The following is an 8,767-nucleotide window of genomic DNA, read 5'->3' on the forward strand; positions in this document are numbered from 1 at the left end:
GAACCGTGCTGCTCGTCCTCGGGGCCGGCCCGGTCAGCGCTCACACATCGCTGACCGGGTCGGACCCGGCCGACGGCGCGTCGTTGGACGTCGCCCCCAGCAGCATCACGCTCGACTTCAACGAGAACATCGGTGCTCGTCCCCAGGTCGCGGTCACTGCGCCCGACGGCAAGCCCGTCAAGGTCACCAACATCAAGGCCGTCAACAACCAGATCACTGCTGACGTCGCCGACGTCGGGCAGCGCGGCACCTATGCGCTGGCGTTCCGGGTGGTCTCGGCCGACGGGCACCCGGTGTCGACGACGTTGACCTACGAGGTGACGACTGGCTCGGCCGTCGAGCAGGTCAAGGCGCCCAAGCAGCAGGACTTCCTGCACCGCCACCGCAGTCACCTGTTCTGGGGCATCCTCGCGGCAGCCGTCGCGATCGGCCTGCTGCTTGCACCGTTGAGGAAGCGACATGACTCAGACAACGCGTGACACCTTTGTGGCGATCCTCGTCGCGGGGTTGTCGCTGTACGTGTTCCTGGTGCTCGGCGGCGGCGCACCTCAGCCGCCGACGCCTGGTCTCGACGAGCCGAGTGAGCTCATCGGCTGGGCCGTGCGGTTCACGAAGCTGGCCAGCGACATCGCCGCTGTCCTGACGGTGGGGTTCCTGCTTGCGGCGGCGTTCCTGCTGCCGTCGGACGCCGAGGGCATGCGTGGACTCTCGACGCGAGCGGTGATGCTGGCGTCCCGCTGGGCGCTGGCGTGGGGCGTCATCAGCGTCGGGTACTTCTTCGTCACGACAGCCGAGCTGTTCCCGGGTTTCAGCCGGCCGAGGTCTCCGGCTACTTCGGACGTCGACCGGCCGAGCGATCTGCCTCCAGGCGCTCGGCGCGTTCGTGGTGGCCGTGCTCACCCGGTTCACGCTCAGCGTGCGGTCGGTCGCGGTCGCCCTCGGGCTGACGATCGCCTCGCTCGGCCCGATCGCCCTGACCGGGCACGCGGCCTCGTCCGGATCCCACAGTCTCGCCACGACGAGCCTGTACCTGCACATCGTCGGTGCGACGGTCTGGGTCGGTGGCCTGGCGGCCCTCGGCTGGGTCGCGATGCAGGGCAGCAAGCGGCTCGAGGCCGCGGTCGTCCGCTACTCGGCCGTCGCTCTGTGGGCATTCGTCATCGTCGCCGTGTCGGGAGTCGTGAACGCGATGACGCGGCTGCAGTCCTTCGACGACGTCTTCGGCTCGTCGTACGGACAGCTGGTGATCGGCAAGGTCGTCGCACTCGTCGCCCTCGGGGCTCTCGGCTATCTCCAGCGACGTCGGATCATCGCTGCGGGCGGCGGGATTCCTGCGCCTGGCTGTCAGCGAGCTTGTTCATCATGGCCGCTGCTGTCGGCCTGGCTGTCGCCCCTCGCGCACGCCGACGCCGGTCGGTGAGAACGTCCTGAAGACTCCGGTCGAGGCTTGCTCGGCGGACCGATGCCGGCCGCCCCGACCGTCTTGCGCTTGTTGTGGGGCTGGTCCGGCAACGGTGTCGGTCTCGCGATCGTTGGTCTCGGCACTGCTCTGTACCTGCGCGGTGTGTGGGCGATGCACCGCCGGGGCGATGCGTGGCCGGTCGGTCGGACGATCTCGTGGCTGTTCGGCATGCTGGCGGTGGCCTGGGCGACGTTCGGGGGGCTGGGGGAGTACTCCCATGTCCTGTTCAGCGCGCACATGGCCTCGCACATGCTGCTGTCGATGGTCGCGCCGATCTTCTTGGTGCTCGGCGCCCCGATGACCCTGGCCCTGCGCACCTTGCCAGGGCCCCGCCAACCCGGTGAGGTGTCACCGCGGGCGCTGCTGCTCGGATTCCTGAACTCCCGCTTCTCCAAGGTCATGACCCACCCGTTGGTCGGGCCGGTGCTGTTCGTGGGCAGCCTCTACGGCCTGTACTTCACGGGCCTGTTCGAGACCCTCATGAGCGATCACTGGGGTCACGCGATCATGGAGATCCACTTCTTGGCGGTGGGCACGTTGTTCTACTACGTGCTGATCGGGATCGACCCTTCACCCAGGGCCTTGGCGCCGATTGCCAGGTTCGGGATGCTGCTCGTCACGGTGCCGTTCCATGCGTTCTTCGCGACCGCCATCATGTCGTCCAACACCGTGTTCGCACTGGACTACTGGAAGGCGATCGACCGGCCGTATCGCACGGACCTGCTGACCGATCAGTACCTCGGCGGCGGTATGGCGTGGGCGATGGGCGAGATCCCACTGGTCCTGGTCATGATCGCGATCTTGTTCCAGTGGTTCCGCTCCGACTCGCGTGAGGCGAAGCGATTCCGACCGTGCCGAGGACCGCAACGACGATGCGGCGCTGGAGGCGTACAACGCCCAGCTGCGCGACCTGGCCGAGCATGGCAAACGGCGGGACCCCAACCAGTAGAGGTCGGGATCCCGCCGTCGCCGGTGGAACAGATCAGAAGATGATCTGGCCGCCGGAGGTTGCTGCGGTGAAGCGCTCCTGGGCGTCGGCCCAGTTGGCGATGTTCCACCACGCCTTGACGTAGTCGCCCTTGACGTTGAGGTAGTCGAGGTAGAACGCGTGCTCCCACATGTCGAGCTGCGTGATGGGGATCAGCGTCGCCGGAATGTTGTTCTGCTGGTCGAAAGCTGCACGATGACGGCTTCTCTGCCCAGCGAGTCCCACGCGAGGATCGCCCAGCCGGAGCCCTGCAGACCGAGCGCGGTGGCCTCGAACTGCGCACGGAAACCGTCGAACGAGCCGAAGTCCTGGTCGATCGCGGCAGCGCTGACCGGTCGGCTTGTCGCCACCTTCGGGGACAGGTTCTTCCAGAAGATCGAGTGGTTGATGTGACCACCGAGGTGGAACGCGAGGTTCTTCTCCAGCAGGTTGATGTTGCCGAAGGCCTGCTCGTCGCGCGCCTCTTCCAGCCGCTCGAGCGCCTGGTTGATGCCGGCGACATAGGCAGCGTGGTGCTTCGAGTGGTGAAGTTCCATGATCTTGCCGGAAATGTGCGGGTCCAGTGCGCCGTAGTCGTACGGCAGATCCGGAAGCGTGTAGAGAGCCACGTCTGATCCTCCTCGGGATGCGGGCAGGTCATGCCCTGAATGTTCTGTTGTGTTCTTGCAGTACCCAGTCTGTCAGTCGTCATCCAACACGCAACGTTCGGTACGCATGTCCTAGTCTGTGTGTGGACATTCCCGGGACCAGAAGAGCCGAGGAGGCGGATCGAGGTGAACGACCGTATCCTCACCGTCCCCAACCTGCTCAGCTTCGTCCGCCTGCTGCTCGTGCCGGTGTTCCTGTGGCTCGTGCTGGGCCCCGAGCGTGACGGCCTGGCGTTGCTGGTGCTGATGATCTCCGGTGTCACGGACTACCTGGACGGCAAGCTCGCGCGCAAGTTCAACCAGTCGTCCAAGATCGGCGCGATCCTCGACCCGGTGGCCGATCGGGTGTACATCCTGGCCGTCGTGATCGGGCTCGGATTCCGCGACATCATCCCGTGGTGGCTCGCAGTCATCCTGCCCCTGCGCGACGTCTTCTTGTTCAGCCTCGTGCCGTTCCTTCGCACGCGCGGGCAGCTCGCTGCCGGTGCACTTCTTGGGCAAGGCCGCGACCGCGAGCCTCCTGTACGCCTTCCCGTTGCTGCTGCTAGGCGACTCGACCGGCACGATCGCCGACCTGGCCAATGTCTTCGGCTGGGCCTTCACGGTCTGGGGAGTGGCGCTGTACTGGGTGGGGCGGCATCTTGTACGCCTTCCAGGTACGACGGTTGCTGACCACGACCGAACGTGTCGTGCGGGCTTACCATGAGTGAGTCAGACTCCACGAGCCGTGCCGAGGGTCTGCTCGAGCAGATCGCCGACACGGCGCTGGACGACGACTACTACGTCGTCCGCTCCGGCCCCCAGCACACCCGCGAGTTCAACACGGTCCTGACGGGTCTGGCGCTCGGAGTCTTTGCGCTGCTGGTGTCGATCGCGGCCATCCAGACCCGGTCGGACCGGCCCGCTTCTGAGCGCGAACGGGAGACGCTGATCTCCGACGTGGCTGCTCGAAAAAGCTGCTGGTCAGCCGGGAGAAGGTCGCCGAAGACCTGCGCAAGCAGGTTGCGGACCTGTCGTCCGCGGTCAACCGGTTCGATCCGGCGTACGAAGGCTGCGCCTCGTCGCCTCCGACCTGCCGGCATCCGGTCCCGGTATCACCGTGACGGTCACCCCCAACTTCTCGCCTGACGCCGATGGTCAGATCCGTGACGAAGACTTGCGGGGTCCTGGTCAACGGGCTCTGGTACGCCGGTGCCGAGGCCGTGGCGATCAACGGCAACCGGATCGGCTCGCTGTCGGCGATCCGCACCGCCGCCGGCGTCATCAAGGTCAACTATCGCGGGATAGTGCCGCCGTACGTCGTCGAGGCGATCGGCGACAAGGAGACTCTCGGCGATCGGTTCGAGGAGAATCCGTCCGGTCTGTACTGGGCTTCGCGGCGTGACAATGCGGGAGTGGGCCTCGACGTGGCACGATCGTCCAAGCTGACTCTCGGATCCGTCCCGAACGATCGGCTCACGATCCGTCACGCCAAAGCCATCAAGGAGAATCAATGATCGCGATCCTCGGGCTGGTCGTCGGCGTCGTCGCCGGGCTCGTGTTCGAGCCGACCGTGCCAGCCGGTCTGCAGCCGTACCTGCCGATCGCGATCGTCGCAGCCCTCGACGCCGTGATCGGTGCCCTGCGGGCATTGGGGGAGCGACGTTTCGACGACCGGGGTCTTTGTCGTGTCGTTCATCTCCAACGTCGTGATCGCGGCGTTCATGGTCTACCTCGGCGACCAGCTCGGTGTCGGTTCGCAGCTGTCGACCGGCGTGGTCGTCGTCCTGGGCATCCGGATCTTCGCCAACGCAGCAGTGATCCGCCGACGGATCTTCCATGCCTGAGACGCCCGAGAAGAACCGCACGCGCCGCCGCCTCTTCAGCGGCTCCGGCCTGTTCAAGGTCAGCGTCTCGCAGCTGGCCGTCGCCGCCCTGATCGGCGGACTTGCCTTCGCGATCATGGTCCAGGTGCGCGACGACGGCTCGGACGACTACTCCGGGGTACGCGGCGAGAATCTCGTCGAGCTGCTCAAGTCGCTCGACTCGGCCAATGAACGTCTCACGACGCAGATCGACGACTTGCGAACGACCCGTGACGACCTGTTGAGCAGCACCAAGCGTTCCAAGCAGGCGCAGGAGCAGGCCAAGACCCGTGCCGAGGCTCGCGATCCTGGCCGGCAGCGTCGGCGCGACCGGTCCGGGCATCGAGGTCACGATCTCTGATCCTGACAAGCAGATGGATGCTTCGGCACTGCTCGACGCCGTCGAAGAGCTGCGTGATGCTGGCGCCGAGGTCATCGCGATCAACGGGGTGGCACGCGTCGTCGCGCAGACCTACTTCCTCGACACCGAGGACAACATCCGCGTCGGAGGACGAGAGATCAAACGTCCGTATCGCATCGAGGCGATCGGGGATGCCGACGACCTGGCCCAGGCGGTACGCTTCCCCGGCGGTCTCGTCGACAGCGTCGAGAATCGCGGTGCCTCCGCCACCGTGACCAAGCTGGACAAGGTCACGATCACGGCCCTGGCTGACCAGAAGAGCCCCGAGTACGCTCGACCCACATCCTGAACTCTCGACCCACATCACGAACGTGCAAGGAGCAATACGGTGATTCCTGAGGACCTCTACTACAGCGAAGAGCACGAATGGGTGCGCCTCGACGAGGAGATCGCGACGGTCGGCATCACCGACTTCGCGCAGGACCAGCTCGGCGACATCGTCTACGTCGAGCTGCCGGCCGTGGGCGACGTCGTGACGGCAGGTTCGGTCATCGGAGAGCTCAGTCGACCAAGTCGGTCAGCGACATCTACTCGCCGCTGAGCGGTGAGGTCGTGGCCCGCAACGACGCCCTCGATGGGGGAGCCGAGGTCATCAACTCCGATCCCTACGGTGAGGGGTGGCTGATCAAGCTGCGACCCACCGACGAAGACCCGGCTTCGGCGCTGCTCGAGGCCGAGGCATATGCGGCGCTCGTCGCCGACTGATCAGCTGTTGATCTCGCACCTGGTGCCACGCACCGGGTGATAGGTTGAAGGTGAAGTCTCAAGCCGCACTCAAGGTCGACCCACAGGAGAACTGCCGATGTCTACGCCGGAGCACGAGCCCGACGCTGAATCGTCTGAAACCGGAGCCGTTCCGTCGATGCAGGTCAGTGATCACACGACCCACATACCGATTCTCGACGCCGACACCGAAGAGCTTTCCTCCTCCGACGTCTCTGCGGTCGAGAACCTTCCTGCGGGCAGCGCGATGCTCCTGGTGCAGCGCGGTCCCGACTCGGGTGCCCGCTTCCTGCTCGACAGCGATGTCGTGACGGTGGGCCGCCATCCCGACAGCGACATCTTCCTCGACGACATCAGCGTCTCGCGTCGTCACGCCACGTTCACCCGCGGCGATGCCGGATACGCGATCGCCGATCTCGGCAGCCTCAACGGCAGCTACGTCAATCGCGACCGGATCGACGGCGAGGTGACCTTGTCCGGAGGTGACGAGGTGCAGATCGGCAAGTACCGGTTGATCTACTTCGCTGGAGCGCAGAAGTGACCCAGCCGCTTCCTGCGCTTTCCCGGCTCGGTATCGGCAAGGTGCTCGACGAGCTGTTGCCGGAGTTCGGTGACCTGACGATCACCAAGATCCGCTACCTCGAGTCCGAGGGCCTGCTGGAGCCAGAGCGCACCCCGTCGGGCTATCGCAAGTTCTCCTTCGCCGATGTCGAGCGCCTGCGGTTCATCCTTCGCCAGCAGCGTGACAAGTTCTGGCCGTTGAGCCACATCCGCCAGGTCCTCGACGACATGGATCGCGGTCAGGTGCCCGACACCGAGCAGACGGGCACGACGCGCGTCCCGCGTCTGAGCCTGGCCGACGATGGGCTGCCGACCGACGAGACCTTCCTCGACGCACCGGGCAGCGTCCGGCTGTCCCGCGACGCCTCTGGCGTCAGCCGGGATCACGTCCGAGACGCTCGAGGCGATCGAGCAGTATGGACTGATCGTTCGCCGCCCCTCGCAGACCTACTACGACGGCACCTCGTTGCAGATCGCGTCGTTGGTCGGCGAGTTTGCCGGCTCGGGCTCGAGCCCCGGCACCTCAAGATGTTCAGCGCCGCCGCTGATCGCGAGGTGGCGCTGTTCGAGCAGGTCGTGACACCGCGCTCGCGCCAGCTCGACAAGGAGGCCACAGATCGGACGATCGCCGGCCTGGCCGCGTTGTCGATCCGCTTCCAGTCCGTCCTGGTCAGAAGTCGATTGCGCGGTTGAGCTGATGTGTGGCCTCGAGGTCGTCGGAGTTCGGGTCGAGATGCCGACGAACCAGCCATTGGTCCTCCTGCGGGAGGCCGAGGGTGGTCGTTACCTGCCGATCTGGATCGGCGCAGTCGAGGCGTCGGCGATCGCCTACGCCCAGCAGGCCACCGAGACGAATCGTCCGCTGACCCATGAGCTGATGCAGAGCATCGTGCTGGCCCTGGGCGATGAGCTGCGTGAGGTGCGGATCTTCGACGTCAACGACGGCGTGTTCTACGCCTCGCTGGTGTTCTCCTCGGGTGCCGAGGTCGAGGCGCGGCCGTCCGACTCGATCGCGCTGGCACTGAGGTCAGGTGCCCGCATCGTGTGCACCGAGGACGTCCTCGACGACGCCGGGATCGTCTCGACGTCCGAGGAAGATCAAGAGGTCGAGAAGTTCCGTGAGTTCCTCGACGAGGTCGAGCCGGAGGACTTCGGCTGAGCCGCAGCCCTCCGACTTTCAACCTTCACGTGAGACTTTATGGTTGCGACACGCCGGTAAACACGCTCGGTCGTTGACCCGGCAAACTCTCACCCTTAAGTTGAGGGTGCTGCCGAAGGTACACGGATGTAGTTCCGTCGCGGTAGTCTTCCCCCATACCTGCTTTGGAAGGCACTTCGCATGATCGAGTCACACGAGAACGACGCTGCCGCCTCCGATGCGGCAGCCGAGGCCAGTGACCAGGGCCTGTTGTTCAACGATGATGTCTCTCCACTGCCTCAGGACGCCGGATTCCGTGGACCGATGGCATGCACCGCAGCCGGCATCACCTACCGCCAGCTCGACTACTGGGCGCGCACGGGTCTGGTCGATCCGACCGTGCGATCTGCCACCGGATCGGGCACGCAGCGGCTCTACTCCTTCAAGGACATCCTGCTGCTCAAGATCATCAAGCGGCTGCTCGACGCGGGTGTCTCGCTGCAGCAGATCCGCATCGCGATCGACCACCTGCGGGTCCGTGGCACCGACGACCTGACTCAGGTCACCTTGATGAGCGACGGCGCAAGCGTCTACGAGTGCCGTTCTGCCGACGAGGTCATCGACCTGCTGCGCGGCGGCCAGGGAGTCTTCGGCATCGCGATCGGCGGCGTCTGGAAGGAGATCGAGGGCTCCTTGCACGCAGCTGCCCAGTGAGCGGGCTGTCGATCCCAGCACCGCAGAGATCGCTGCGGCCGACGGCTTTTCATTGCGCAGAGCACGTCGTACCTCCTGATCTGACGGATCCGAACCGCCGTGATGTGACTCACGGTCCCGTGATCGGTGACCCGTTCGCCCATCGGCGGTAGAGTGGTGCTGCTGTCGATCGCGCGTGGGAGAGCTCGCCCAGGCGACGCCGAAGGGGCAATTCCTCCCCGGAACCTCTCAGGCACCAAGGACCACGCGAACGAGGCAATTCTGAAGAC

The 8,767-nt window shown here is 65.5% G+C and carries 11 protein-coding genes, 5 pseudogenes and 1 riboswitch; of the genes and pseudogenes, 14 read left to right on the top strand and 2 right to left on the bottom strand.

Features of this window, described 5'->3' with window-relative positions; translation table 11 throughout:
* The first annotated feature begins 5 nt into the window (after positions 1-5).
* Entirely contained in the window at positions 6-479 is a 474-nt protein-coding gene (locus ACHMWU_RS18630) for a copper resistance protein CopC (RefSeq protein ID WP_396045816.1), read from the top strand.
* Positions 480-548: 69 nt separating this feature from the next.
* Here the strand turns inward: ACHMWU_RS18630 and ACHMWU_RS18635 are convergent, their stop codons facing one another.
* Positions 549-785 carry a hypothetical protein gene (locus ACHMWU_RS18635; RefSeq protein ID WP_396045818.1) on the bottom strand — a complete coding sequence of 79 codons (237 nt, stop codon included), beginning with the start codon at positions 783-785 and terminating at the stop codon, positions 549-551.
* Between the two features lie 101 nt (positions 786-886).
* On the opposite strand from ACHMWU_RS18635, the gene ACHMWU_RS18640 reads away from it, so the two are divergent.
* Together ACHMWU_RS18640 and ACHMWU_RS18645 are read left to right on the top strand one after the other, a co-directional pair.
* A complete protein-coding gene (locus ACHMWU_RS18640; RefSeq protein WP_396045820.1) occupies positions 887-1,420 on the top strand; it encodes a copper resistance D family protein in 534 nt (177 codons plus the stop codon).
* Between the two features lie 27 nt (positions 1,421-1,447).
* Positions 1,448-2,455, top strand: coding sequence for a cytochrome c oxidase assembly protein (locus tag ACHMWU_RS18645; protein WP_396045822.1), 1,008 nt, complete (start codon positions 1,448-1,450; stop codon positions 2,453-2,455).
* On the opposite strand, the pseudogene ACHMWU_RS18650 reads toward ACHMWU_RS18645, so the two are convergent.
* A pseudogene (locus tag ACHMWU_RS18650) lies at positions 2,445-3,058 on the bottom strand (superoxide dismutase). The gene ACHMWU_RS18645 and the pseudogene ACHMWU_RS18650 overlap by 11 nt on opposite strands.
* A gap of 120 nt (positions 3,059-3,178) precedes the next feature.
* Between ACHMWU_RS18650 and ACHMWU_RS18655 the strand changes: the two are divergent.
* The 11 genes and pseudogenes from ACHMWU_RS18655 (at position 3,179) to ACHMWU_RS18705 (ending at position 8,577) form a co-directional block, all read left to right on the top strand.
* A pseudogene (locus tag ACHMWU_RS18655) lies at positions 3,179-3,807 on the top strand (CDP-alcohol phosphatidyltransferase family protein).
* Positions 3,800-4,225 (top strand): hypothetical protein, encoded by a 426-nt coding sequence (locus ACHMWU_RS18660; protein WP_396045824.1) that lies wholly within the window; start codon positions 3,800-3,802, stop codon positions 4,223-4,225. The pseudogene ACHMWU_RS18655 and the gene ACHMWU_RS18660 overlap by 8 nt, the downstream one beginning before the upstream one ends.
* A 17-nt stretch (positions 4,226-4,242) precedes the next feature.
* Positions 4,243-4,593: a DUF881 domain-containing protein gene (locus ACHMWU_RS18665; protein ID WP_396045826.1), complete on the top strand. Its 351-nt coding sequence runs from the start codon at positions 4,243-4,245 to the stop codon at positions 4,591-4,593.
* Positions 4,590-4,923: pseudogene (locus tag ACHMWU_RS18670) on the top strand (small basic family protein). Before ACHMWU_RS18665 ends, ACHMWU_RS18670 begins: the two are co-directional and overlap by 4 nt.
* Complete coding sequence (locus ACHMWU_RS18675) at positions 4,916-5,302, top strand: hypothetical protein (protein ID WP_396045828.1); 387 nt, start codon at positions 4,916-4,918, stop codon at positions 5,300-5,302. Before ACHMWU_RS18670 ends, ACHMWU_RS18675 begins: the two are co-directional and overlap by 8 nt.
* The gene (locus tag ACHMWU_RS18680) at positions 5,232-5,651 is read left to right on the top strand and encodes a DUF881 domain-containing protein (RefSeq protein ID WP_396045830.1); all 420 of its coding nucleotides are present in this window, start codon (positions 5,232-5,234) and stop codon (positions 5,649-5,651) included. Before ACHMWU_RS18675 ends, ACHMWU_RS18680 begins: the two co-directional genes overlap by 71 nt.
* 39 nt (positions 5,652-5,690) lie before the next feature.
* Positions 5,691-6,067 (top strand): annotated as a pseudogene (gene gcvH / locus ACHMWU_RS18685) (glycine cleavage system protein GcvH).
* Positions 6,068-6,224: 157 nt separating this feature from the next.
* Positions 6,225-6,626 (top strand): FHA domain-containing protein, encoded by a 402-nt coding sequence (locus ACHMWU_RS18690; RefSeq protein ID WP_396045832.1) that lies wholly within the window; start codon positions 6,225-6,227, stop codon positions 6,624-6,626.
* A complete protein-coding gene (locus tag ACHMWU_RS18695) occupies positions 6,623-7,339 on the top strand; it encodes a MerR family transcriptional regulator (protein ID WP_396045834.1) in 717 nt (238 codons plus the stop codon). Before ACHMWU_RS18690 ends, ACHMWU_RS18695 begins: the two co-directional genes overlap by 4 nt.
* A gap of 4 nt (positions 7,340-7,343) precedes the next feature.
* Positions 7,344-7,805, top strand: coding sequence for a bifunctional nuclease family protein (locus ACHMWU_RS18700; RefSeq protein WP_396045836.1), 462 nt, complete (start codon positions 7,344-7,346; stop codon positions 7,803-7,805).
* 180 nt (positions 7,806-7,985) lie between these two features.
* Positions 7,986-8,577: pseudogene (locus tag ACHMWU_RS18705) on the top strand (MerR family transcriptional regulator).
* Positions 8,578-8,664: 87 nt separating this feature from the next.
* Positions 8,665-8,753, top strand: a riboswitch (glycine riboswitch).
* The last annotated feature ends 14 nt before the right edge of the window (positions 8,754-8,767 follow it).

Origin of the sequence: Aeromicrobium sp. UC242_57 (genome assembly GCF_044452305.1) — a bacterium.
Classification (GTDB): domain Bacteria; phylum Actinomycetota; class Actinomycetes; order Propionibacteriales; family Nocardioidaceae; genus Aeromicrobium.

Excerpts from the sequence above, each read along its gene's own strand:
- ACHMWU_RS18675 (WP_396045828.1), top strand. The coding sequence starts at position 4,916 with ATGCCTGAGACGCCCGAGAAGAACCGCACGCGCCGCCGCCTCTTCAGC.
- ACHMWU_RS18660 (WP_396045824.1), top strand. The coding sequence starts at position 3,800 with ATGAGTGAGTCAGACTCCACGAGCCGTGCCGAGGGTCTGCTCGAGCAG.
- ACHMWU_RS18690 (WP_396045832.1), top strand. The coding sequence starts at position 6,225 with ATGCAGGTCAGTGATCACACGACCCACATACCGATTCTCGACGCCGAC.
- ACHMWU_RS18700 (WP_396045836.1), top strand. The coding sequence starts at position 7,344 with ATGTGTGGCCTCGAGGTCGTCGGAGTTCGGGTCGAGATGCCGACGAAC.